Annotated in this window: 22 protein-coding genes; 15 read left to right on the top strand and 7 right to left on the bottom strand. The window is 62.2% G+C overall.

Annotated features, from left to right (window positions below):
- The first annotated feature begins 114 nt into the window (after positions 1 to 114).
- Positions 115 to 1,233: an NAD(P)/FAD-dependent oxidoreductase gene (locus EV286_RS21415; protein WP_132959190.1), complete on the top strand. Its 1,119-nt coding sequence runs from the start codon at positions 115 to 117 to the stop codon at positions 1,231 to 1,233.
- A 66-nt stretch (positions 1,234 to 1,299) separates the two neighbouring features.
- Here EV286_RS21415 and xylA read toward each other — a convergent pair whose 3' ends face one another.
- The 5 genes from xylA to EV286_RS21390 all read right to left on the bottom strand — a co-directional run bounded on the left by xylA (position 1,300) and on the right by EV286_RS21390 (position 8,307).
- The gene (gene xylA, locus EV286_RS21410) at positions 1,300 to 2,610 is read right to left on the bottom strand and encodes a xylose isomerase (RefSeq protein ID WP_132959189.1); all 1,311 of its coding nucleotides are present in this window, start codon (positions 2,608 to 2,610) and stop codon (positions 1,300 to 1,302) included.
- Between the two features lie 37 nt (positions 2,611 to 2,647).
- Complete coding sequence (gene xylB / locus EV286_RS21405) at positions 2,648 to 4,102, bottom strand: xylulokinase (RefSeq protein ID WP_132959188.1); 1,455 nt, start codon at positions 4,100 to 4,102, stop codon at positions 2,648 to 2,650.
- Positions 4,103 to 4,128: 26 nt separating this feature from the next.
- Positions 4,129 to 5,154: a LacI family DNA-binding transcriptional regulator gene (locus EV286_RS21400; RefSeq protein WP_132959187.1), complete on the bottom strand. Its 1,026-nt coding sequence runs from the start codon at positions 5,152 to 5,154 to the stop codon at positions 4,129 to 4,131.
- Between the two features lie 238 nt (positions 5,155 to 5,392).
- A complete protein-coding gene (locus tag EV286_RS21395; protein WP_132959186.1) occupies positions 5,393 to 6,982 on the bottom strand; it encodes a DHA2 family efflux MFS transporter permease subunit in 1,590 nt (529 codons plus the stop codon).
- A gap of 101 nt (positions 6,983 to 7,083) precedes the next feature.
- Complete coding sequence (locus EV286_RS21390) at positions 7,084 to 8,307, bottom strand: HlyD family secretion protein (protein WP_132959185.1); 1,224 nt, start codon at positions 8,305 to 8,307, stop codon at positions 7,084 to 7,086.
- A gap of 134 nt (positions 8,308 to 8,441) precedes the next feature.
- On the opposite strand from EV286_RS21390, the gene EV286_RS21385 reads away from it, so the two are divergent.
- From EV286_RS21385 to EV286_RS21375, 3 genes are all read left to right on the top strand, one after another.
- Positions 8,442 to 9,128: a TetR/AcrR family transcriptional regulator gene (locus EV286_RS21385; protein ID WP_132959184.1), complete on the top strand. Its 687-nt coding sequence runs from the start codon at positions 8,442 to 8,444 to the stop codon at positions 9,126 to 9,128.
- 130 nt (positions 9,129 to 9,258) lie between these two features.
- The gene (locus EV286_RS21380; RefSeq protein WP_132959183.1) at positions 9,259 to 10,098 is read left to right on the top strand and encodes an AraC family transcriptional regulator; all 840 of its coding nucleotides are present in this window, start codon (positions 9,259 to 9,261) and stop codon (positions 10,096 to 10,098) included.
- A gap of 105 nt (positions 10,099 to 10,203) precedes the next feature.
- A complete protein-coding gene (locus EV286_RS21375; protein ID WP_132959182.1) occupies positions 10,204 to 10,950 on the top strand; it encodes a TerC family protein in 747 nt (248 codons plus the stop codon).
- A gap of 71 nt (positions 10,951 to 11,021) precedes the next feature.
- On the opposite strand, the gene EV286_RS21370 is transcribed toward EV286_RS21375, so the two are convergent.
- The gene (locus tag EV286_RS21370; RefSeq protein WP_132959181.1) at positions 11,022 to 11,570 is read right to left on the bottom strand and encodes a glutathione peroxidase; all 549 of its coding nucleotides are present in this window, start codon (positions 11,568 to 11,570) and stop codon (positions 11,022 to 11,024) included.
- A 363-nt stretch (positions 11,571 to 11,933) separates the two neighbouring features.
- On the opposite strand from EV286_RS21370, the gene gltX reads away from it, so the two are divergent.
- Positions 11,934 to 13,391, top strand: coding sequence for a glutamate--tRNA ligase (gene gltX / locus EV286_RS21365; protein WP_132959180.1), 1,458 nt, complete (start codon positions 11,934 to 11,936; stop codon positions 13,389 to 13,391).
- A gap of 16 nt (positions 13,392 to 13,407) precedes the next feature.
- Positions 13,408 to 14,904, top strand: coding sequence for a lysine--tRNA ligase (gene lysS, locus EV286_RS21360; RefSeq protein ID WP_132959179.1), 1,497 nt, complete (start codon positions 13,408 to 13,410; stop codon positions 14,902 to 14,904).
- Positions 14,905 to 14,977: 73 nt separating this feature from the next.
- Here lysS and EV286_RS21355 read toward each other — a convergent pair whose 3' ends face one another.
- On the bottom strand, positions 14,978 to 15,799 hold the full coding sequence (locus EV286_RS21355; protein WP_132959178.1) for a hypothetical protein: 822 nt from the start codon (positions 15,797 to 15,799) through the stop codon (positions 14,978 to 14,980).
- A gap of 180 nt (positions 15,800 to 15,979) precedes the next feature.
- Here EV286_RS21355 and EV286_RS21350 point away from each other — a divergent pair, with 180 nt between their 5' ends.
- The 9 genes from EV286_RS21350 to EV286_RS21310 all read left to right on the top strand — a co-directional run bounded on the left by EV286_RS21350 (position 15,980) and on the right by EV286_RS21310 (position 24,525).
- A complete protein-coding gene (locus EV286_RS21350) occupies positions 15,980 to 16,888 on the top strand; it encodes a LysR family transcriptional regulator (RefSeq protein ID WP_132959177.1) in 909 nt (302 codons plus the stop codon).
- Between the two features lie 122 nt (positions 16,889 to 17,010).
- Entirely contained in the window at positions 17,011 to 18,168 is a 1,158-nt protein-coding gene (locus tag EV286_RS21345; protein ID WP_132959176.1) for an ABC transporter substrate-binding protein, read from the top strand.
- Positions 18,169 to 18,367: 199 nt separating this feature from the next.
- Positions 18,368 to 19,357: an ABC transporter ATP-binding protein gene (locus EV286_RS21340; protein ID WP_132959175.1), complete on the top strand. Its 990-nt coding sequence runs from the start codon at positions 18,368 to 18,370 to the stop codon at positions 19,355 to 19,357.
- Positions 19,354 to 20,325, top strand: coding sequence for an ABC transporter permease (locus EV286_RS21335; protein ID WP_132959174.1), 972 nt, complete (start codon positions 19,354 to 19,356; stop codon positions 20,323 to 20,325). Before EV286_RS21340 ends, EV286_RS21335 begins: the two co-directional genes overlap by 4 nt.
- Positions 20,315 to 21,130 (top strand): ABC transporter permease, encoded by an 816-nt coding sequence (locus tag EV286_RS21330; RefSeq protein ID WP_132959173.1) that lies wholly within the window; start codon positions 20,315 to 20,317, stop codon positions 21,128 to 21,130. The genes EV286_RS21335 and EV286_RS21330 overlap by 11 nt, the downstream gene beginning before the upstream one ends.
- A gap of 14 nt (positions 21,131 to 21,144) precedes the next feature.
- Positions 21,145 to 22,572: a gamma-aminobutyraldehyde dehydrogenase gene (locus EV286_RS21325; RefSeq protein ID WP_132959172.1), complete on the top strand. Its 1,428-nt coding sequence runs from the start codon at positions 21,145 to 21,147 to the stop codon at positions 22,570 to 22,572.
- 60 nt (positions 22,573 to 22,632) lie between these two features.
- Entirely contained in the window at positions 22,633 to 23,127 is a 495-nt protein-coding gene (locus EV286_RS21320) for an ester cyclase (protein ID WP_132959171.1), read from the top strand.
- Positions 23,128 to 23,326: 199 nt separating this feature from the next.
- Complete coding sequence (locus EV286_RS21315) at positions 23,327 to 23,500, top strand: DUF1328 domain-containing protein (RefSeq protein WP_132959170.1); 174 nt, start codon at positions 23,327 to 23,329, stop codon at positions 23,498 to 23,500.
- Between the two features lie 137 nt (positions 23,501 to 23,637).
- Positions 23,638 to 24,525 carry an MBL fold metallo-hydrolase gene (locus EV286_RS21310; RefSeq protein ID WP_132959169.1) on the top strand — a complete coding sequence of 296 codons (888 nt, stop codon included), beginning with the start codon at positions 23,638 to 23,640 and terminating at the stop codon, positions 24,523 to 24,525.

Here is a 24,525-nt window from a genome sequence, read left to right as displayed (position 1 = left end):
CTGGTAAAAGGCTCCCAGTACCAAGCCGACATTGCTCGCGCGTCTCGCGAATAGCCGTTCGCCACGGCAATTTGTGCTACAACCGCTTCCAGGGTTTTGGCAGGCAGGTACGCCGTGACAGCTTCCGAAACAATCATTGTCGGCGCCGGACCTGCAGGACTGGCCTGCGCCGCCGCGCTCCGTGCGCGCGGGCGTTCGTCGCTCGTGCTTGAAAGAGCCAACAGGCTCGCCGCCTCGTGGCACAGGCACTACGACAGGCTTCGTCTGCATACCCACAAGATGCACTCCGCCCTGCCCGGAAGACTGATGCCACGCAGTTTTCCAAAATACCCGTCGCGGCTTCAGGTCATCGAGTATCTCGAAGACTATGCCAACTCCAACAGCGTCGAGATAAGATACGGCACACACGTCACGGCGATCCGGAAGGCGAAGGAATGGGCCGTGGAGACTGCCGCCGGAGCCTTCGAGGCAAGGAACGTGATCGTTGCGACCGGGCTTGCGAACATGCCCGCCGTCCCGACCTGGGAAGGACAGGAAGGGTTCACGGGAAAGCGCCTTCACTCATCGGAGTTCAGAAACGCAGCGGACCTCGCGGCAAAGCGTGTCCTCGTCGTCGGCTTCGGCAATTCGGCGGGCGAGATCGCTCTCGAATGCGCCGAAGCGGGCCTCGAGGTCGGATTGTCCGTGCGAAGTCCGGTCAATGTCGTCCCGCTCGAGATGTTCGGATTGACGACCGCGAGCATCGCCATAGCGCAGCAGTATTTTCCCTGCCGCATCGTCGACGCCGTGAACGCTCCGTTCCTGCGCTGGCGCTTCGGGGATTTGGGAGCGTTTGGGCTTGAACGGGCGCGCGAAGGTCCACTAACGACGATCATGGAAAGGAGCCGCACTCCCCTGATCAATATCGGAACGATCGAGCGGATCAGGTCGGGTGATATCCGGGTACTTCCCGGTGTTTCGAAGTTGGAGGGCTCGCAGGTGCATTTTGCCGACGGCCGGCGCGAAACCTTCGATGCGATTGTCATGGCAACCGGCTACAAGCCGGCGCTCAATGCGTTGCTGCCGAATTTCGAGCAAAGGTTCGGTGGCGCCGACGGCCCGCCGCGCGGCGAGCTTCAGCCGGGCAATGACGGTCTCTATTTCTGCGGCTTCAACGTGGTGCCGACAGGACTTTTGCGACAGATCGGCAAGGAAGCGCAGCAGATCGCGGCATCGATCGACAGGGTGAAATGATGTGCCGTAATGCAAAGGGCCGGGAAGCTTTCGCTCCCCGGCCCTTCCTCAAAGATCAGTTCGACATCAAACGTAGCGGTTGACGACGTTTTCGAGCAGTTCCTGCTTGCCGGACTTCGGCTGCGGGTTGATGTCCTTGGCTTCGACCCACTCGGCGATCTGCTCGAGCGAGTATTCGCCGCGAGCGAGCTTCTGGCCTTCGGCCGAATCCCAGCCGGCATAGCGCGCATTGAGCGGGCCGGAGAGCGCCTTGTCCTCGATCATCTTGGCGGCTGCCTTGAGACCGCGGGCGCAGGCGTCCATTCCGCCGATATGGCCGATCAACAGGTCTTCCGCATCGAGCGACTGGCGGCGCAGCTTGGCATCGAAGTTGGTGCCGCCTGACGTGAAGCCGCCGCCCTGCAGGACGTAGTAGTAGGCGAGTGCCATCTCAGGAACATTGTTCGGGAACTGGTCGGTATCCCAGCCCGACTGGTAGTCGTTGCGATTCATGTCGATCGAGCCGAAGATCCCCAGCGCGTTGGCAAGCGCCAGTTCGTGCTCGAAGGAGTGGCCGGCGAGGATCGCATGGCCCTGCTCGATATTGACCTTCACTTCGTTTTCAAGGCCGTTCTTCTTCAGGAAACCGTAGACCGTCGCCACGTCGTAGTCGTACTGGTGCTTGGTCGGCTCCTGCGGCTTCGGCTCGATCAGGATCGTGCCCTTGTAGCCGATCTTGTGCTTGTACTCGACGACGAGGTTGAGGAAGCGGCCGAGGTGGTCGAGTTCGCGCTTGAGGTCGGTGTTGAGCAGGGTCTCATAGCCTTCGCGGCCGCCCCACAGGACGTAGTTGGCGCCGCCGAGCTTGGCCGTGGCGTCCATGCAGGTCTTAACCGTCGCGGCGGAGTAAGCGAAAACATCCGGATCCGGATTGGTTGCTGCACCCGACATGAAGCGGCGGTTCGAGAAGAGGTTCGCCGTGCCCCAGAGCAGCTTGACGCCTGACGCGGCTTGCTTCTCGGCGAAGTAGTCGACGATCTCGTTCAGGTTCTTGGTGTTCTCGGCGAAGTTCTTGCCTTCCGGGCGCACGTCGGCGTCATGGAAGCAGTAGAACGGCGCATCGAGCAACTGGAAGAGTTCGAACGCGACGTCGGCCTTGAGCTTGGCGGCCTTCATCGTGTCTTCGAACCAGGGGCGCAGGAAGGTCTGGCCGCCAAAGGGGTCGCCGCCCTGCCAAGCGAAGGTGTGCCAGTAGGCAACGGCGAAGCGCAGATGGTCTTCCAGGCGCTTGCCGAGAACGACTTCGTCCTTGTTGTAGTGGCGGAAGGCCAGCGGATTTGTGCTATCAGGGCCTTCGTACTTGATCTTCTGGATGTCGCCGAAAAATCCGGTGCTCATCTCGTGTCTCCTCAGGTTTCGAATTGTTGTTCTGGGTTCAATGCTGCAGTGATTTGATCGCCGGATAAAGGGCGCGGTAGCGCTTGTAGGCATCCGCATAGACACCGCTAAGCGCAGTCACGGGTTCGATCGTGCTTGCGGTCTTCGGCGGCGTGCAGACGGCGACCGGATCGGCTCCCGTCGCAGCGATCAGACCCAGCCTGGCAGCACCGAAGACCGCGCCGAAATCGCCATCGGCCGGGATGTCGACCGGCACGCCGAGGGCCGTCGCGATCGAGGCCAGCCAGTAGCGCGAGCGCGAACCGCCGCCAATCGCCGTGACGCGTGCGATTGTGGTGCCGGCGGAACGCAGCGCCTCGAGATTGTCGCTGATGGCGAAGCTGACGCCCTCCAATACCGCCTGGGTGAGCACGACGCGGCTGCTTTCGTGGCCGAGGCCGATGAAGGCTCCGCGGATGGCGGCATCGTTGTGCGGCGTGCGTTCGCCGGAAAGATACGGCAGGAAGGTGACGCCCGAGGGAGCCTTCAGCGTGTCGCCGAGTTCGCCGGTCAGGTCCGCCGCCGATTTGCCGGTGACGCCGGAATGCCAGTTCAGCGCGTCGGTGGCCGAAAGGATGACACCCATCTGGTGCCAGGTATTGGGCAGCGCGTGGCAGAAGGCGTGAACGGCGCTTTCCGGTTTCGGCAGGTAGGAGCCGTTGGCGGCAAAAAGCACGCCGGACGTTCCGAGCGAAACGAAGGCGGCGCCCGCCTTGACAGTACCCATGCCACAGGCCGAGGCTGCATTGTCGCCTGCCCCGCCAGCAACGACGACATCACCGGCAATGCCCCATTTGGATGCAAGTTCGCGGCGCAGGCTGCCGCCCGCCTCCGTGCCCTCCACCAGCGACGGCATCTGGCTTTCATCAAGCTCGGTCGCGGCGAGAAGCTCTGCAGACCACTTGCGCTTGCCCGTGTCGAGCCAGGAGGTGCCGGCGGAATCCGACATTTCGGAGATATGCTCGCCCGTCAGCCACAGGCGCAGGAAGTCCTTAGGCAGCAGAACCTTGGCGACCTTGGCGAAGATCGCCGGCTCGTGCTTGGCGACCCAGACAAGCTTCGGCGCGGTAAAGCCCGGGAAGACGATATTGCCCGTGAGCTTGCGGAAGCGCGGATCTGCATCGAGCGCGGCAGCCTCGACATGGCTGCGCGTATCGTTCCATAGAATGCAGGGGCGCAGCACCTTGTCATCAGCATCGAGGAGGGTCGCGCCGTGCATGTGGCCGGAAAGGCCAATGCCGCGGACGGCGGCAAGTTCGGCCGGATGCTTCGCCTTCAGAGCAGCAACGGCTTCTTCCGTCGCGCGGATCCAGTCCGCCGGATCCTGCTCCGACCAGCCGGGATGCGGCCGAGAGACGTCGAGCGAACCATTGCCGGAACCGATGATCTTCTGATCGCCGTCGATAAGCATGGCTTTGACGCCGGAAGTACCGAGATCGAGACCCAAATACATTGTGGTGTTTCTCCCTGCTCTGCCACTCAGGGCAGATTGTCTTTCAAGAAAATATCGAGACGGATGCGCTCCTGCGCGGGAATGATCGCGAGCCCGTCCGCCTTTGCCTTCATCACGCGGATCGCGCTGCGCACTTCGTGGCCCGCATCCTGATTGAGGATCGCGTCGATGAGACCGTCCTTCAGCGCGCTGCGGGTATGTGCGGTCAGCTCGTGGGCGACGACGGTCAGGTCGCGTTGCGGCCTGCTCTCCTTCAGAGACTTTATGAGGCCGCGATTGCCCGCGCCAAGACTGTATATGCCGATGACACGGGGGTTCTTCGAAAGCGTCGCGTTGATAAGCACGTTCACGAGCTCGGGATCGTCGCGTCCTTCGACCACCGGCAGCAGCGAGAACTGCGGAAATTGCTCGGCCATCAGCGCCGCGAAGCCCTCGAGCCGCTCGCGGTGGTCGCGTACCAGCATCGAGCCGGCCAGGACCGCAACCTCGCCTTCCTTCGCGCCGAGGAACCGGCCCAGCAGATGAGCCGCCGTGCGGCCGGCGGCGATGTTGTCGACGCCGGCATAGTGATGGCGGCGCGAACCGGTAAGATCTGAAACGAGGGTGACGACGGAAACACCGGCAGCAACGAGATCGTCGACGGCAGCGCGAACCTCTGGCGCGTCGGTTGCGACCAGCGCCACGCCCGCCGGCTTTTCCGAGGCGAGGCCCTGTAGCGCGGCGACGATCGCCGAAGGATCAAAGGCGGGAACCTCGATGACGCGGATGGCCGTTCTCTCGCCACCCGAACGCGCGACCGCCTGCTTCACCTCCTCAAGCACGCCGTGCATGAAGGAATTGTCGCTTGTGGGCAGAATGAAGACGAGCGGATAGACGCGGCTCTTGGCAAGATTGGCGGCGGCCACATCGCGCACATAGCCGATCTCGCGAATCGCTTCCTCGACCTTGCGCCGCGTCGCCTGACGCACGCCGGGGCGCTGATTCAGCACGCGGTCGACCGTGGCAAGGCTCACGCCCGCAGCAGCGGCAATATCGTGAACTGTTGGCCTCATCGCTCCTCCTGACAAGACCAATAACGCCAAATCTGATGTACGTAAATCAAAAAATTCTGAAGGTCGCTTTCCCGACTTTCAGAGCAGATAAATCTGAAGCCGACGAACACCGCGGCGCTTGGGAGATCGCCGCGCCGACAGCTCCAGGACAAGCCATGGAAAGGGCAACGCAATTACGAGCGCGGGCAACAAAAAGGGCCCTCGAAACGAGGGCCTTATCGATGCCGCGGACTGCAGCTCAGTGGCCGCCGCCACCGCCCGCGCGGCCAGCCGCCTGCGGCTTCTTGATCATGAACACACCAAGGCACATCGCGGTAAATAGCAAGGTCAGCATGAGGAAGATATCACTGAAGGACATGATCATCGCCTGCCGCTCAGCAAGCCCGACCAGTTGCTTGATTGCGACGGCGGAGCCTTCCATGCCGTGCGCATTGAAATTGGCCGCCATGTTGTTCATCTGGTCGAGTGCGGCCGCGCTGCCCCAGTGAACATTTTCGCGCAGGCGCTCGTAGTGCACATCCTGGCGATTGGTGAGAACCGTGTTGATGACCGCGAGACCGACCGCACCGCCGAGGTTTCGGGTCAGGTTGAAGAGGCCCGATGCTCCACGCATGCGCGAGGGCGCCATCGTGCCGAGAGCGATGTTGTTGATCGGGACCATGCACATCATCAGCCCGAAGCCGCGAAGGATCTGGGGAATGAAGAGCTCGTAGAAATCCCAATCGGCCGTCAGATGCGTCATGGTGAAGGTGCCGGCGGCAAAGCTCAGGAATCCGATCACCATCATCACCCGGAGGTCGAGCTTCGTCGAAAGCCGGCCGGCAATCGGCGCCGTGAAGAACATGGCAAGGCCCGACACGAACATGGTCTCGCCGATCATCAGCGAATCATAGCCGCGGATGCGCCCGAGATAGACCGGGTAGATATAGGTGAGGCCATAGAGGCCGATGCCCATGACAAAGGAGAAGACCGAGCCGAAGGCGAAGTTTCGGTTGGAAAAGGCCCTGAGATCGACCACCGGGAACTCCACCGCAAAGGCGCGGTAGAAGAAGACGACTGCGGCGATGGCCGATGCGACGGCGCCGATCACGATATATCGGTCGTTGAACCAGTCGTTGGAGTTGCCCTCCTCCAGCACATATTCCAGAGCCCCGAGGAAGACCCCCATCGAGATGAGGCCCCACCAGTCGAACTTCTTGAAGAGCGACAGTTCCGGCTTGTCAAAATCGATGAAATTCCAGGTGACGATCGTCACAACGATGCCCGGGATAATGTTGACGAGGAACAGCCAGTGCCAGGAGAAGGCATGGCTGAGATAGCCGCCGACCGTCGGGCCGATGGTGGGGGCAAGCGTTGCGATAAGACCGATGATCGGCGAGACGACGCTGCGCTTGGAGGGCGGGAAGATGGTGAAGGCCGCCGCGAAGACCGATGGGATCATGCCGCCGCCGATGAAGCCCTGGATGGCGCGATAGACGATCATCTGGTCGATGTTCGTTGCCGTCGCGCAGAGCGCGCTGGACAGCGTGAAACCGGCCGCCGAGATCGCGAAAAGATAGCGCGTCGAGATGATGCGCGCGAGCGTGCCCGAGAGCGGGATCATGATGACTTCGGCGATGAGATAGGCCGTCTGCACCCAGCCGATCTCGTCCGAGCCGGCGGACAGGCCGGCCTGGATTTCCGCGAGCGACGCGGAGACGATCTGGATGTCGAGAATCGACATGAACATGCCGAGCACCATGGCAAAGAAGGCGATCAGCTTTCTTGGATCCATGCGTTCTTCGGCGCCGGCGACCGGGACGGTCCCCACTGTTGCGCTGGCGGCCATGGGCCTAACTCCGTGGGCGCATGACCGTCTGAGACGCGGTCATGCGCAAATCGACAGTCCTGCGGCGCCGTTGGCCAAATGCCAACTGGCGCTGCGGCGGATTATTTTGCCTCTGCCACTCCGGTGGCGGGAGCCGTGCGGGTATCGACGTCGACGACGACGCTCAGGCCGGCGCGAAGGCGGCCGCTGTCAAGCGCGTCCTGGGGCAGCGCGATGCGCACCGGCACGCGCTGGATGATCTTGGTGAAGTTGCCCGTCGCGTTTTCCGGCGGCAGCAGCGAAAAGACCGAGCCGGAGGCCGGGGAAATTGACTCGACGGTGCCGACGATCGGGTGGTCGTCATAGGCATCGACATGAACACTGACCTTCGAGCCGGGGACGAGATGCTGGATCTGCGTCTCCTTGAAGTTCGCGTCGATAAAGAGCTGGCGGACGGGAACCAGCGCCATCAGCCTCTGGCCAGGAGAGACGAGATCGCCTTCCTGGACGGCACGGTTGCCGACGATACCGTCATAGGGTGCCTTGAGGACCGTGAAGGAAAGGTCGCGGGCCGCCTTGTCGCGCTGGATTTCCAATGTGCGAACCGAGCCTTCGGCCTCGCGACGCTGCGCTTCCAGGATCGTGATGTTGGCCTGCGCGGAGGTAATGTTCGCATCGCCGCCGACGAGGTTCGCCTTGGCCTGGTCGAGCGCGACATTGGCGCTGTCGAGGTCGGCTGCCGTGCCGGCTGACTTCGCCGCGAGTTCTGCCTGGCGCTTCTGCTTGATCTCGGCGCCGCGGACGGCCGCTTCGAGCGAGACCTTCTGCGCATCGGCCTGTGCAAGGCTCGCCTTTGCACCGTCGATCTGGGCGTCGATCCGCTTCAGCGAGAGCTGTTCCGTCGCAAGCTGCGCATTCGCTTGGTCGAGGGCATTCTGGTAGTCGCCGTTGTCGAGCGTGACGAGGACGTCACCGGCCTTGACCTTCTGGTTGGCGACGACATCCACCTGCGCGACATAGCCGGTAACCTTCGGCGAGATGATCGCGATATCGCCTTGAATATAGGCGTCGTCGGTCGATACCATGAAGCGGCCATTCGTCCACCACTCATAGCCGTACCATGCGCCGCCGGCGAGCAGCGCGAGGCCGATGATCGGCAGGGCGAGGCTCCGGCGCTTCTTTTGGGGGGCTGCCGGAGCCTCCGCCTGCGCGGCCGGGGCAGCGGAAGGGCCGCGCGCATCCGCGGTGGAGGCATCCGCGGATGCGCCAGCTTCCGGCTTGGCCACTTCGGCTTCTGCGGAATCGCTGACGATACGTGCTACATTGGTTTTCTGAGTGGTCGACATGCGAAAACACCGAGATCGAGTAAAAATGATCGAACTGAACGGTTCGGTTTAGTTGACATAAAGGGTTTTTACCCTCATATCAAGATGCATCGAACCAATCAGTTCGATTTCGTAAAGATTTTTCGAAACCGGTCATGAACAACAAGACGACGCAACTGGAAAACGAGACAGCGAACGCCGCCCCGGCAACGGGCGGACGGTGGGCGGCGGGCGAGGACCCGGCCAAGCGCCAGCAGATTCTCGAAGGCGCGAAGCGTGCTTTCATGAAATTCGGCTTCGATGCGGCCAGCATGAACGACGTCACGCGCGAGGCCGGTGTTTCCAAGGGCACGCTCTATGTCTATTTCGCGAACAAGGAAGACCTGTTCGCGGCAATGGTCGAGACCGAGCGTGCCGAGTTCGTGGCCAGCGTTCGCACCGCACTCGCGGAAAAGAGCACGGTCGAGGAAGCTCTCTACGATTTCGGCATGACCTTTGTCGCGCACATGACGACCGACAAGGTGATGGACGCGATGCGGACCGTCCTCGGTGTCCGGGATCGCATGCCGGGCCTGTGCCAGCGCTTCTTCACGGGGCCGGAGAACATCCGGACCGTCATGTACGACTATCTCCAGCGGCAGGTGGCCGAGGGTCGCGTCGCAATCGACGATATCGACCTGGCGGCCCGCCAGTTCCTCGAACTTTCGAGCGGCAGCTTCTTCAAGCTGCGCCTCTTCGGTGCGATGGAGCCACCGTCACGGGAAGAGATGCATCGGGTGGTCCATGGCGCAGTTCGCGTCTTCATGGCCGCCTATGGCACGGGCACCCGCCCGACCGCCTGACCTGACAGGCATATCCCGGCGTGCCGATTTCTGCGCGCGTCAACCATTCCACACGCTATAATCCAGCAACGGCGATCAAACCCGACTGCCGGCGAACGCTTATGAATCGTCCGGCAACCGAGGGAATTAAATGAGTGCCATCAAGAGGGCGGTCTGGTTCATCGAGAGCCATTTTGCAAGCGATATATCGCTGGAGGAGATATCCGACGCAGCCGGGCTTTCGCGCTTTCACCTGTCGCGCGTCTTCGGCAGCGTGACCGGCCACTCGATCAGCGGCTATATCCGGGCACGGCGCCTGAGCGGCGCTGCACGTGTCCTCGCCGATGGCACGGCAAACATTCTCGAGGTTGCGCTCGATGCGGGCTACGGCTCGCACGAGGCATTCACCCGCGCCTTCCGCGACCAGTTCGGCGTGACGCCGGAAGCGGTTCGCAGGCAAGGGCACGCACGAAACCTCGACCTGATGGAACCGATCAGAATGGACGACACGCGCCTCCCGAAACTCGAAGCCCCGCGCTTCGTCGACCAGCCGGCAATGCTGCTTGCCGGACTTGCCGAAGATTATTCCTTCGAGCACACCGAAAAAATTCCCTCGCTCTGGCAAAGGTTCAACATGCACTTTGGCAATATTCCCGATCAGGTGAGTGACGCGGCCTTCGGCGTTTGCACCCATGCCGAGGGTCAGACCGACGGCTTCCGCTACATGGCTGCCGTGGAAGTGACGGCCGCCGACGACCTGCCCCGCGGATTTTCCACGCTGAAGCTGCCGGCGCAGCGCTACGCCGTCTTCGCCCACCGGGGTCACGTCTCCGAGATAAAGTCGACCTGCGGGCAGATCTTCGGTACATGGCTGCCGGAATCCGGCCTTCGCTGTGGCGACATGCCGGACATGTTCGAGCGCTACGACGAGCGCTTCGACCCGCACACCGGTATGGGCCTTACGGAAATTTGGCTCCCGATCAGGGAATAGAAGCGACCGCGCTTTCGTATATCCCCTTGCGCCGCTTGCCCGGCGCCACGCCATGCTTAAATTGGCAGCGTGGACAATCTTTTGGCGCAAGGGGGTAACTCGCCGATGCAGGAAATAATGCAGCTTCTCCAGGATCCGGCTGCCTGGGTGGCGCTTGTCACCCTCGTGACCATGGAAGTCGTTCTCGGCATCGACAACCTGATCTTCATCTCGATCCTGACCAATAAGCTTCCGCCCGAAAATCGCGAAAAGGCGCGGCGCATCGGCATCGGGCTTGCCCTCGTCATGCGTCTTGCGCTGCTGGGCACGGTTGCCTGGATCGTCCAGCTGACCGAACCGGTTTTCGAGCTCTTCGGTCACGGCTTCTCCTGGAAGGACATCATCCTCATCGCCGGTGGCCTCTTCCTTGTCTGGAAGGCGACGAAGGAAATCCATCACAACGTCGATCCCGCCGATCATCAGGAGGATTTCATCGCGAGTTCCGCGACGACCGGCTTCGCCGCTGCGATCGGCCAGATCCTGCTGCTCGACCTCGTCTTCTCGGTGGACAGCATCATCACCGCCGTAGGCATGACGCCGCACGTCCCGATCATGGTGGTCGCCGTTATCGTCGCCGTTACGGTCATGCTGTTTGCTGCGACGCCGCTCGCAAACTTCATCGAGCGCAATCCGACGATCGTCATGCTGGCGCTCGCCTTCCTGCTGATGATCGGCACGACGCTGATCGCCGACGGCATGGGCTTCCATGTTCCGAAGGGATACGTCTACGCCGCGATGGCCTTCTCGGCGCTGGTCGAAGTGCTGAACATGGTGGCGCGCAACAGGCGCAAGAGAGCCGCCGGCGGTCATTGACGACCGCAAGCGAGCCGGGCGCGGTCGACGGCCGCGCCCGGCTGCAATTGAACAATCATCAGGCTGTTTGATCAGCCGGCTTTCGCGAGCTCCCGGTCGACCGCAGAGACAAGCCTTTGATCTTCGGGCGCCACATCGGGCGCGAAGCGGGCGACGACCTCGCCATTGCGCCCGATCAGGAATTTTTCGAAGTTCCAGAGAATTTCGGTTCGATCCTCCGCCTCGATCCCGTTGGCGCGCAGCCTTTGCCTCATCGGCTCATCGCCCGTCGCCGTAACGCCCGAACCCGTGAGTTGCCTGTAGAGCGGGTGCTGGTCCTCCCCCTTGACAGAGATCTTCGAGAAGATCGGAAACGTCACGTTATAGGTCGTGCTGCAGAACGCGACGATCTCCTCGTTCGTGCCGGGCTCCTGGCCCTTGAAGTTGTTGGCGGGGAAGGCTGCGATGACAAAGCCGCGGTCGCGCCTGTCCTCGTACAGCTTTTCCATGCCGTCATACTGGTTGGTGAAGCCGCATTTGGAGGCGACGTTGACGACCAGCATCACCTTACCCTTGTACTCGTTCAGCGTCGTTTCACGCCCGTCCGCCAGCTTTACCGGCACATGCAAAAGCTCGCTCATCTAAGATCTCTCCCTCGCGCGTCAGGCAATCGCCCTCCGGTTGAGCCTAGTCTCGCATCCGGCATTGTCCAGCCGCATTGACAGGTAAACGGTACGCCTTCGGCTCGAACCGCCGCTTTCGCTGCCGATCATCCTCGTCGGCAACGGCATTGCTCTTTGTCTGGCCGGTCCGCTCAGCCGCCGCCGACCGGTTTTCCTTGACGCGCACGGTTGAATATGGCCTAAGGCCAGCCGAGCGGAAAATCGGCCGATCATTCCGGGTTTCGACCCTCCCGCGGTGGTTTTCCTGATCCAGACATTCGCATCCATGGCGGCTGGCGCGCTCCCAGCGATGCCGCCTGCATCTCATAACGGGCAAAAAAGATGACAACCTCCGGCGTCCGCGTCCGCATTGCACCCTCCCCGACCGGCGAGCCGCATGTCGGCACCGCCTATATAGCGCTGTTCAACTACCTCTTCGCCAAGAAGCACGGCGGCGAATTCATCCTGCGTATCGAGGATACGGATGCGACCCGCTCGACGCCGGAATTCGAGACGAAGGTGCTGGACGCGCTGAAGTGGTGCGGGTTGGAATGGAAGGAAGGTCCGGATATCGGCGGCCCATATGGCCCTTATCGCCAGAGCGACCGCAAGTCGATGTACCAGCCCTATGCCCAGGAACTCCTGGACAAGGGCCACGCCTTCCGCTGTTTCTGCACGCCCGAGCGCCTGGAGCAGATGCGTGAAGCCCAGCGCGCCGCCGGCAAGGCGCCGAAATACGATGGTCTCTGCCTGACCCTTACGGCCGAGGAGGTCACGTCCAAGATGGCAGCGGGCGAAAGCTCCGTCATCCGCATGAAGATCCCGACCGAGGGCTCCTGCGACTTCACCGACGGCGTTTACGGCGAAGTCAGCATCCCCTGGGACTCGGTGGACATGCAGGTGCTGATCAAGGGCGACGGCATGCCGACCTACCACATGGCGAACGTCATCGACGACCATCTGATGAAGATCACCCATGTCGCGCGCGGCGAGGAATGGCTGGCATCCGTGCCGAAGCACATCCTGCTCTATCGCTATTTCGGCTGGGAGCAGCCCGTCTTCATGCACCTGTCGCTGATGCGCAACGCTGACAAATCCAAGCTGTCGAAGCGTAAGAACCCGACCTCGATCTCCTATTATTCGGCCCTCGGCTATATCCCCGAGGCGCTGATGAATTTCCTCGGCCTGTTCTTCGTCCAGATCGCCGAAGGCGAAGAACTGTTGACGATGGACGAATTCGCCGGAAAGTTCGATCCGGAAAACCTCTCCAAGGCAGGCGCGATCTTCGACATCCAGAAGCTCGACTGGCTGAACGGCCGGTGGATCCGCGAGAAGCTTTCGGAAGAGGAATTCCAGCAGCGCGTGCTGACCTGGGCGATGGAGAACGATCGGCTGCACCAGGGCCTGAAGCTGTCGCAGTCGCGCATTTCCAAGCTCGGCGAACTGCCGGACCTCATGGGCTTCCTTCTGAAGTCGGAGCTCAATCTCGATCCCTCGGCGTTTGCCCGCATCAAGTCGACGCCGGAAGAATTGCTCGAAATCCTCAATACAGTTCAGCCGGATCTTGAAAAGATACTGGAATGGAATGTTGAATCGATCGAGGCGGAGCTGCGCGCCGTCGCAGACCGCATGGGCAAGAAGCTGAAGGTCGTGGTGGCGCCGCTGTTCGTCGCGATGTCCGGCTCATCACGCTCGCTGCCCCTCTTCGATTCCATGGCAATCCTCGGCCGTGCCGTCGTGCGCCAGCGGCTGAAACTTGCCGCCCAGACCGTTGCCTCGCTCGTCGGCCCGAAGAACTGAATCGGACGCTTGAACCATGAACAACAAGACCGAAACCGCCGCCCTCTCCTCCGACGCGACCGAAGTGCGCGCCCAGAAGCTGAAGCTGCTGCGCGAGCAGATCGGCGAGGTCTATCCGGCCCACTTCCATCGCACGATGACCAATGCCGAGCTGGCCGCGAAATACGAAGGCCTTGAGCCGGACACGGAGACACAGGACGTCGTGACGGTCGCCGGCCGCGTCTACTCGTCGCGCAACTCCGGCATGTTCATGGACATCCATGACGCCGGCGGCAAGATCCAGATCTTCAGCCACAAGGACGTAACGCCCGAGGAAGCCCGCAACATGCTGGGCATGATCGATATCGGCGACATCATCGGCGTCACCGGCACTGTGCGTCGCACCAAGCGTGGCGAGCTGTCTATCAACGCCCGCGAAATCACCATGCTGACCAAGTCGCTGCTCCCCATGCCGGAGAAGTGGCACGGCATTTCCGACATCGAGATCCGCTATCGCAAGCGCCATCTCGACATCATGACCAACGAGGAATCGAAGCTGCGCTTCCAGCAGCGTTCGAAGATCGTTTCCGGCATCCGTCGCTTCATGGAAAACGACGGCTTCATGGAAGTCGAGACGCCGATGCTGCATTCGGTCTATGGCGGCGCGACCGCCGAACCCTTCAAGACGCATCACAACACGCTCAAGCTCGACATGTACCTGCGTATCGCGCCGGAACTGTTCCTGAAGCGCACGCTGGTCTCGGGCCTTACCGACAAGGTGTTCGAAATCAACCGCAACTTCCGCAACGAAGGCGTTTCCACCCGGCACAATCCAGAATTCACGATGATGGAGTGCTACTGGGCCTATGCCGACTACGAGGACATCATGGACCTCGTCGAGCGCCTGTTCGAGACGCTCGCTCTCTCGATCCACGGCAAGACCGAATTCGCCTTCGGCGACAAGGAAATCTCCTTCAAGGGTCCGTTCAAGCGCGTGCCGATGCCCGATGCCGTCAAGGACGTGACCGGCATCGACTTCCTTGCCATGAAGACCGATGAGGAAGCCCGCGCCGCCGCCAAGGCCGCCGGTTTCGAGGTCGAGAAGGACTGGACCTGGGGCGAATGCCTTGCCTTCATCTTCGAGGAGAAGGTCGAGGGCACGCTGATCCAGCCGAGCCACGTAACGCACTTCCCGAAGGATATCTCCCCCTTCGCCAAGGAAGTCCCGGGCGAGCCGCGCCTCGTCGAGCGCTTTGAGACCTATTGCAACGCCTGGGAACTCGGTAACGCATTCTCCGAGCTCAACGACCCGGAAGAGCAGCGCCGCCGCATGGTGGAGCAGCTCGAGCAGGCGCACGCCCGCGGCGAAAAGGAAAAGCAGCTGGACGACGAATTCCTCGACGCAATCGACCAGGGCATGCCACCCGCCGGCGGTCTCGGCATCGGCGTCGACCGTCTGATCATGCTTCTCACCAACGCACCGTCGATCCGCGACGTCATCCTATTCCCGGCCCGTCGCAGCAAAGCAGACTGAGCCGAACATACACAATCTCGTTGAAAGGGACCGGCGGCAAAACCGGTCCTTTTCTTTTTGAGCGGTACGGAATTCAATTCGTTTCGGATTCGGGCTTCGGCAGCGTGGCGAGATCTTCTTCGCTTTCCGCGGGTGCTTCCTGCCCGGCAGAAGCATAGCCGGATTCCGCGGCGGCGGCTGGCGCAGCGTCGGCCTCAGCGCCATTCTCGCTGATCTCGGGGCCGCTCGAGGGTGACGGGGCGCCATGCTCGGCCGGCCCGCTTCCCTTTTCCGCCGGTGGAGCAGCCTTGCTGGCGGCGGGCGCCTTCAGCGCGGCTTCGGCGGCGACCGGGTCGACGCAATCGTCATGGTCGGTCAGCGCCGCATTCATATGCTCGATGTCTTCGAGCGGCATTTCCATGCGCTCGCCGAAAAAGAGGCCGGCTTCGGTGGCGGCGCTATTGAAGTATTTGGCGGTGAAGAGTGCCGGGCTGACGCCTTCCACCATCTTCTCCGGATGCGGCACATAGACGACATCGGCGCCGATCGCACGGCCGCGGATGTCGGAACGCAGGGTAGGGCCGCTCTCGTCGAGCACCACGACTTGCACCAGGTCCGGCTTCTGCGTGTCGTAGACCGCCCGCGCGACGCGAAGTGCGGTCCTCACGCGCGTCATGCCGTCGGTCGGTGCCGTCTTTATATATTTGCGAACCCACAATTGGCCCGGACGGCGGATGGTCACCAGGTTGACGTCGGTGCAGGAAATTCCATTGGGGCCGCCGGCGGCGATGCGCAGGATCTTGTCCTTGCCGATATAAAGCGCAAAAGCGCCGGAAGCGCCCCCAAGGAGAGCGATTCCGCCGACAATCAGGGCCAGTTTCCGGGGTCGCCGGAAAATGCGCAGTAGGGCCATCACGCCAACTGCTCCGTCATTACGGCACTCCAACGCGATACAATTCAGTCTTGGACGCTAGAGAAATGTCGTTTCGGAATGCTTAAGTCGAGATGGAAATCAACGCCATATTCACGCGAAGCCCAGAAATGGGCCGGCGTTCTGGCTTCTGGATTTTGGCGCGCGGCCATGCTCTAACCGGCCATGGCCTTCACGCTTCGTCAGCTGCAGTATTTTGTCGCCGTGGCCGAGCAGGGCTCGGTGACGCGCGCCGCACAGAACCTATCGATTTCCCAATCTTCGGTCACCGAGGCGCTGAAGGAACTGGAAACGGACCTCGGCGTCGAACTCTTCGAGCGCCACCCGCGCGGGCTGACGATCACGCATAACGGGCACCAGTTCCTGCGCCATGCCACGAAGATCCTCTCGACGGTGTCGGACGCGCGAACGAGCTTTTCCGGCAAGCAGACCGAGCTGAACGGCAAGCTGAACATCGGCGTCACATCGCTGGTAGCGGGCTACGTGCTCTCCGATCTTCTGGCGCGCTATCGCCGCGCCTGCCCCGGCGTCGAGGTGAGCGCCATCGAGGACAACGGCGGCTACCTCGAACATCTCCTTGTCGGCGGAGAACTCGATGTGGCGGTCATGGTCATATCGAACCTGCGCGACCGCATGGCGCTGCAGGCGGAGATTCTCGAGACCTCGCCGTATCGCCTGTGGCTGCCCATGGGCCATCCGCTGGTCTCTGCCGACATCATCTCGGTCGCCGACATCGCGCGTGAGCCGCTGATCATGCTGACAGTCGACGAAATCGAGGAGAACACGGGCAAGCTGCTTTCCGCCCTCGGCGCCCGTCCGCATGTCGCCTTTCGCACCCGCTCGGTGGAAGCGGTCCGCAGTCTGGTCGCGACCGGTGCCGGCGTGGCTCTCCTGCCCGATCTCGTCTACCGCCCGTGGTCGCTGGAAGGCGACCGCATCGAAAGCCGGGACGTCTCGGGCTCGCTTCCTGTGGTGCAGGTGGGCATGGTCTGGCGGAAGGGCTCCAGTCTGCCGCAGGCGGCGCGGGATTTTGTCGGCATCGCCGAGGCCTTGCGATCCGGTCGCCAGCGATAGAGATATCGGAATTTCCGATATCGGCTTTCTGATAAATGAATTTGCGAAAGCTCGGAAATCGGATCAGTTTTCTACCTGGGAACAAATGCTGCAAAAAGCAGCGCAAGACCGGGAGAACTCCGATGAAAAACCATCTGAAATATTCGACTGCGATTCTGGCTGCCTTCAGCTTTGCGACGCAGGTCGTGGCCGCCGAACCGCTGAAGGAACTGGGCAAGGGCGAAGGCGCCGTCAGCATCGTGGCGTGGGCCGGCTATATCGAGCGCGGCGACACCGACAAGAATTACGACTGGGTCACCGACTTCGAAAAGGAGACGGGCTGCAAGGTCTCCGTGAAGACGGCGGCGACATCGGATGAAATGGTCGCGCTGATGAACGAAGGCGGCTTCGACCTGGTGACCGCTTCCGGCGACGCCTCGCTGCGCCTGGTGGCTGGCAAGCGCGTACAGCCGATCAATACGGACCTCATCCCGAGCTACAAGAGCATCGACGAGCGCCTGCAGAACGCGCCCTGGCATACGGTGAACGGCGTCCATTACGGTGTGCCCTATCTCTGGGGCCCCAACGTGCTGATGTACAGCACCGATACTTTCAAGGACGCGCCGACCAGCTGGAAGGTCGTCTTCGAGGAGGAAACGCTTCCCGACGGCAAGTCCAACAAGGGCCGCGTGCAGGCCTATGACGGCCCGATCTATATCGCTGACGCCGCACTCTACCTGATGGCGCACAAGCCGGAACTCGGCATCAAGGATCCCTATGAGCTGAACGAGGATCAGTACAAGGCGGCGATCGAGCTCCTGCGCGGACAGCGCAAGATCGTTTCTCGTTACTGGCACGACGCCATGATCCAGATCGACGACTTCAAGAACGAGGGCGTTGTAGCCTCCGGTTCCTGGCCGTTCCAGGTGAACCTGCTACAGACCGAAAAGGCAAAGATCGCTTCGACCTTCCCGGAGGAAGGTGTGACGGGCTGGGCTGACACGACCATGCTGCATGTCGACAGCGAGCATCCGAACTGCGCCTACATGTGGATGGAGCATTCGCTGAAGGCCAAGGTCCAGGGCGATGCCGCCTCCTGGTTCGGTGCCGTTCCTTCCGTGCCCGCCGCCTGCAAGGGCAACGAACTGCTGACGGACGACGGCTGCAACATGAACGGCTTCGACCACTTCGAGAAGATCAAGTTCTGGAAGACGCCGGTTGCCAAATGCTCGAGCGAGAGCGAGTGCGTGCCGTATCACCGCTGGGTATCCGACTATATCGGCGTGATCGGCGGCCGCTGATCGACGACGCGACAGCGCCAACGCGCTTTCAGCCTCTCCCCTGGCGGAGAGGCTGAAAGCCTCGACATGGGTTGCGGCCCGCTGAAACACCGAAACCGTGAGAAGCATGGCCACGCTCCTTAGCCACCGGCAAGGCGAAGGCTTCGACGCCCGCAATCCAGGCAGCAGCACGCCGCGGATGAATGACTGGAGTACCACAATGACCCCCGCCGTCCGTTTTCAAAGGGTTTCCCGCCATTTCGGCCAGGTTCGCGCCGTCGATAGCGTCGATCTTGACGTTGCGCCGGGCGAGTTCTTCGCCATGCTCGGGCCTTCCGGCTCGGGCAAGACCACCTGCCTGCGCCTGATCGCCGGCTTCGAGCAGCCGACCGCGGGGCACATCGAGATATTCGGCGAGACGGCGGAAGGCATGCCGCCCTATCGCCGCAACGTCAACACCGTCTTCCAGGATTACGCCCTCTTCCCGCATCTCAATATAGTCGACAACGTTGCCTACGGGCTAATGGTCAAGGGTGTTGGCAAGACAGAACGGATGCGCGCCGCAGAGCAGGCGCTCGAGTTGGTGAAGCTGCCGGGCTACGGCGCGCGCCGCCCCAGCCAGCTTTCCGGCGGCCAGCGTCAGCGCGTCGCGCTCGCCCGTGCGCTCGTCAACAAACCGAAGGTACTCCTCCTCGACGAGCCGCTCGGCGCGCTCGACCTGAAGCTGCGAGAGCAGATGCAGGAGGAATTGAAGAGCCTGCAAAGGGTCCTCGGCATCACCTTCATCTTCGTCACCCATGACCAGGGCGAAGCGCTGTCGATGGCCGATCGCGTCGCGGTCTTCAACGACGGCGGCATCGTCCAGCAGGCCACGCCGCAGGAAATCTACCAGCGTCCGCGCACCCGGTTCGTCGCGGATTTCGTCGGTTCGTCAAATGTGATCGCCCCCGACGCAATGGCCGCGTTCGGCGGTGAGCGGCGTTGGGCGAGCCTCAGGCCGGAGGCGATCCGGCTCGCGACCGGCGAAGGCGTTCCCGCCATGGTCGCTGCGACGAGCTTCCTCGGTGCTGCGACCCGGCTTGCGGTCGAGGCCCGGGGCACGCGGCTTCACGTGACCGTGCCGGCCGGGCAGCCGATCCCGGCGACGGGCGCCTCCGTCCAGATCGCCTGGGCGCCGGCCGACATTCATTACATGGATGACGCAGCATGACATCCGCCGCGACAACAGCTGCCCTGCCTTCGTCGACCTCGATCCTGCCCCGGCGCGGCGGGCTGTTCGGCGCCGTCTCGGATCTCTTCTGGAGAAAGCCGAAGCTGCTGCTCTTCCTGATGCTGACGCCGCCGCTGCTCTGGCTTGGCATCATCTATATCGGCTCGCTGATCGCGCTCTTGCTGCAGAGTTTCTTCTCGATCGACGACTTCTCGGGCCTCATCAACTACGAGTTCACGCTGGCAACCTATGCCCAGCTTCTCAACCCCACGAATTTCGACATCATCGTTCGCACCGTGCTGATGGCCGCTCTGGTAACGATCGCTTCGGCCTTCATCGCCTTCCCGATCGCCTATTACGCGGCCCGCTATGCCCAAGGAAAGTGGAAGGTGCTCTTCTACCTCGGCGTCATGCTGCCGCTTTGGTCGAGCTACCTCGTCAAGGTCTATGCCTGGAAGCTGATCCTTGCCAAGGAAGGCATCCTCACCTGGATCTTTGCCAAGCTGCATCTCGCCTGGCTGCTCGACGGCATCCTTGCCCTGCCGATCGTCGGCGGCAATTCGCTCTCGGTGAGCTACATCGGCACCTTCCTGGTCTTCGTCTATATCTGGCTGCCCTATATGATCCTGCCGACCCAGGCAGCGCTCGAACGCGTGCCGGGCAATTTGATCGAGGCCTCCGGCGATCTCGGCGCCACGCCGCAGCAGACCTTCCGCAGCGTCATCATGCCGCTGGCGCTGCCCGGCATCATCGCCGGCTCCATCTTTACGTTCTCGCTGACGCTCGGCGACTACATCATCCCGCAGATCGTCGGCTCCTCGCGGCTCTTCATCGGCCAGGCGGTCTATGCGCAGCAGGGCACGGCCGGCAACGTGCCGCTCGCCGCCGCCTTCTCCGTCGTGCCGATCGTCATCATGGCGATCTATCTTTGGCTCGCAAAACGAATGGGGGCCTTCGATGCGCTCTGATCGCGGCAATCGCTCCCCTCTCATCCTCAAGCTCGCAGCGGCCGGTGGCCTTCTCTTCCTGCACCTGCCGATCCTGCTGATCTTCGTCTACGCCTTCACGACGGAGGAAAAGAGCTATCAATGGCCGCCGCCGGGCCTGACGCTGCAATGGTTCGGGATCGCCTGGGACCGTCCTGATGTCTGGGCGGCACTCGGTCTGTCGCTCCAGGTCGCCTGTATCGCGACTGCCATCGCGCTCGTGCTTGGCACGCTTTGCGCGGCCGCCGTCAGCCAGACGAAATTCTTCGGCCGGGAGGCGATCTCGCTGCTCGTCATCCTGCCGATCGCCCTGCCCGGCATCATCACCGGCATTGCGCTGCGTTCGGCCTTCAGCCTGATGGACATCCCCTTCTCGGTCTGGACGATCGTACTCGGCCACGCGACCTTCTGCGTCGTCGTCGTCTACAACAATGCGGTCGCCCGCTTCCGCCGCACCTCCGGCTCGCTGATCGAGGCATCGATGGACCTCGGCGCCGACGGCTTCCAGACCTTCCGCCACATCATCCTGCCGAACATCGGAACGGCGCTTCTCGCCGGCGGCATGCTCGCCTTCGCGCTCTCCTTCGACGAGGTCATCGTCACGACCTTCACCGGCGGCCAGCAGACGACGCTGCCGATCTGGATGCTCGAGGAACTCATCCGTCCGCGCCAGCGCCCCGTCACCAATGTCGTGGCCATGGCCGTCGTCCTCGTTACCTTCCTGCCGATCCTGGCAGCCTACTATCTCACCCGCGACGGCGACCAGATCGCCGGAGCCGGCAAATAAAAAGGGAGAACATCATGGATACCCAGATGCTGATCGGAGACCGCTTCGAAACGGGCACGGAAACCGAAGAGCGCATCCTGAATCCGAAGACCGGCGAAGACGTGCTCAACCTGCCGGAAGCTTCGCTCGGGCAGGTCGATGCCGCCGTCGAGGCCGCCGAGGCAGCATTCCGCAGCTGGTCGCAGACGACGCCGCTGCAGCGCTCCACCTATCTCCTGAAGATTGCTGACGCGATCGAGAAGGACGCCGAAGGCTTCGCTGCGCTCGAGGCACTCAATTGCGGCAAGCCGATCAATGCGGTGCTGAACGACGAGATGCCCGCGATTGTCGACTGCTATCGCTTCTTCGCCGCCGCAGTGCGCAACCTGAGCGGACCTGTGGCCGCCGAATATCTGCCCGGCCATACCTCTATGATCCGGCGCGATCCGATCGGCATCGTCGGCTCGATCGCGCCGTGGAACTATCCGCTGATGATGATGGCCTGGAAGCTTGGGCCCGCGATTGCCGGCGGCAACACCGTCGTCTTCAAGCCGTCCGAGCAGACGCCGCTGACGGCGCTCAAGATGGCGAAGCTGCTCGCCGACATCCTTCCCGAAGGCGTCGTCAACGTCGTGCTCGGCCGTGGTGAAACGGTCGGCAACGCGCTGATCAATCACCCGAAGATCGGCATGGTGTCGATCACCGGCGATGTCGCGACCGGCAAGAAGGTGCTGCAGGCAGCCGCCAAGACCGTCAAGCGCACCCATCTGGAACTCGGCGGCAAGGCTCCGGTCATCGTCTTTGACGATGCCGATATCGAGGCCGTCGTCTCCGGCATCCGCACCTTCGGCTATTACAATGCCGGCCAGGACTGCACCGCCGCCTGCCGCATCTATGCCGACGCTCGGGTCTATGACCGCTTCGTCGCCGACCTGACATCGGCCGTCTCGAGCATCCGCTTCAACCAGGCCGATGACACCGAAAACGAGATCGGCCCGCTCATCTCCAAGCGCCAGCGCGACCGGGTCGAGAGCTTCGTCACCCGCGCCTCCGAGCACAAGCACATGGAGATCACCACAGGCGGCAAGACCTCCGGCGACAGGGGCTTCTTCTTTACGCCCACAGTCATTGCCGGCGCTCTGCAGGAGGACGAGATCGTCCGCCGCGAGGTCTTCGGCCCGGTTGTTTCCGTCACCCGCTTCAGCGACGTCGAGGATGCCGTCAACTGGGCGAACGACAGCGACTATGGCCTTGCCTCCTCGGTCTGGACCAAGGACATCGGCCGGGCCATGCAGACCGCCGCCCGGCTGCAATATGGCTGCACCTGGATCAACACGCACTTCATGCTGGCAAACGAGATGCCGCATGGCGGCGTGAAGCAATCCGGCTACGGCAAGGACATGTCGGTCTATGCCCTGGAGGACTACACCACCGTGCGTCACGTGATGATCAATCACGGATAACAGTGACGGCCGGACATACCGGCCGCAATCCAGAGGACAGAGGAAACAGGGAGAAATGATATGGAACGTCGTGCCTTTCTCGCCGCCTTCGGCGGCCTATGCATCGCCTCCGGGCTCGCTGCTCTCCCGGCACGCGCCGCAGACAGCCCGTCGCTTTCGGTCGTGGAGAACTATCTCGCCGCCTGGAATGCCCATGATGCCGAAAAGGCGGCCGCTCTCTTTGACGAGAAGGTGAGCTACTATGACGCCTCCGTCGGCAAGCCCACCGTCGGCAAGGCAGAGGCCAAATCCGCGGTGATCGACAATTTCATGACCGCCGTGCCGGATCTCAAATGGGTCATGCGCGGCGAGCCGATCGTGAGCGGCGACAGGGTTTCCTTCGAGTGGACCTTCAGCGGCACGAACAGCGGCGCCTGGGCGGACGGGACCAAGGCGACCAACAAGCCCTTCTCCTTCGATGGCGCCTCGGTGTTCGTCATTGAGAACGGGGCGATCAAGCAGCAGTCCGACTATTACGACGCCCTCGGTTTCTACAAGCAGTTGGGCCTGATGTGACGAGCGACCGGTAACCTGCCGAGTCGAAGACGGCCTCGCAACGAAGACCTGCTGAAGCAGGCATGCACGCGACAGGCCGGCCGCAAGCCGGCCTGATCGTCTTCAGAAGGGTGCCAGCCTGCCGCCGGCCGATTTGACGATTGCGGAACAAACTCGCGCCTTCCGCGTCATTACTCAGTGCAAGGCAGAGGAGACATGCATGCTCAAGTGGGCTCTTATATTCTTCGTGATATCACTCATCGCCGGCTTCTTCGGCTTTTCCGGCGTTTCAGCGGCGACGGCGACGATCGCGAGGGTGCTGTTTGCCCTGGCCCTGATCATCTTCGTGATCTTCCTGGTGCTCGCCTTCATGGCAGGACAGGCGGTTCTCTAGCGCCGCGACACCAGAGGTCGACGCGAATTAGGAAGGACGCGCCAGACGCGTCCTTTTCCATGTCCGGCGGCAATTGAACGGCAGGCGTTCGGCGCTATGCTGCGACGCTGACGAAGCCAAAACCGGACGGTACCAAGATGGCCGACATGACTGCGACACTCAGGATACTGGAGCCCTATCCGGGTATCTTCGCCTACTATGACGGCCGCATCGAAGGTCGCCGGCTGCACTCCCCGTCGCCCAATTGGCTGGACGACGGCGCCTACAGCCTGGGCGTTGCTTCCTACGCCATCGTCGATGGCGACGTGGCAATCGTCTACGACACCTCGATCTCGCTCGACCATGCCCGGGCAATCCGCTCCCATTTGCAAGCCATCGGCGTTCGCTCGATCCGCGTCGTGCTGAGCCATTGGCACGACGACCACATCGCCGGCAACGAGGTCTTCGCCGATTGCGAAATCATCGCGCTCAGGCTGACCGCCGAACGCCTTGAAGAGAACCGCGAGAAGATCGAGCACGCCAACCCACCGATCTCGCCGCTCGTGATGCCAACCCGCCTCTTCGAAAATCGGCTCGACCTGAAGGTCGGAAGCCGGAATGTGGAGTTGCACCACTTCGATATCCACAGCGCCGACGGCAACGTGATCTGGTTGCCGGACGATGGTCTTCTCCTTGCAGGCGATACGCTGGAGGATACGGTGACCTACATCTCAGAGGCCGACCGCCTCGCCGTCCATATCCGCGAACTGGAGCGGATGCGGACCTGGCCGATCCACCGCATCCTGCCCTGCCATGGCGATCCCGGCCGGATCGAGGCCGGCGGCTATATGGCAAGTCTCATCGATGCAAACAGACGCTATCTGCAGCGAGTGAGCGACCCCGCCTCGCTCGCGCAACGGGGTGACGAGAGCCTGAAGGAATTCGTGGCCGACAATATCGCGGCGGGCGCCATCCTCTATTTCGAGCCCTATGAGGAGGTGCATCGCACGAACGTTGCGGCAGTGAGGAATGTCACGAGCGTCTAG

Source organism: Rhizobium sp. BK251 (assembly GCF_004345245.1).
In the GTDB taxonomy this organism is placed as follows: domain Bacteria; phylum Pseudomonadota; class Alphaproteobacteria; order Rhizobiales; family Rhizobiaceae; genus Rhizobium.
Note: the sequence above shows the minus strand (reverse complement) of the source record. Positions and strands in the feature narration are given on the sequence as shown.